The sequence below is a fragment of the Mycolicibacterium pyrenivorans genome, from assembly GCF_025821625.1.
Lineage (GTDB): Bacteria > Actinomycetota > Actinomycetes > Mycobacteriales > Mycobacteriaceae > Mycobacterium > Mycobacterium pyrenivorans.
Genome location: NZ_JACKSH010000066.1, coordinates 1 through 317 on the forward strand (window position 1 = coordinate 1; position 317 = coordinate 317).

1 pseudogene is annotated in these 317 nt (G+C 65.3%); it reads left to right on the top strand.

The window, feature by feature from the left end:
- A pseudogene (locus H7I57_RS09670) lies at nt 1–317 on the top strand (hypothetical protein); the annotation flags it as partial.

Sequence of the window (317 nt, forward strand, 5' to 3'; positions counted from 1 at the left end):
GGCGGTGTGTGTTCCGTTGGGCTGGCTGGCCGGCGTAGCGATCAAGTCCGTTCTGGTGAACCTGTTTCCGCAGACTCTGCGGTCATTTCCGATCGCTGCGCTGCTGTGGTCGGGGGTTGCACTCGGGGCACCGATCCTTGCTCTGTATGACCCTGCACCGACGTTCGGTCAGATGGTGGTGGTGCCGTGGCTGTGTGTCCAACTGGCTGCAGCTCCGGTGGTCGCCGGCGTGTACGGCATCGCCGAGGGCTGGTTGGCGATCCCCGGCTCAGATCAGTGGTGGCCGCTGACTCCAGCAGAGCCCGCATTGAGCCCCG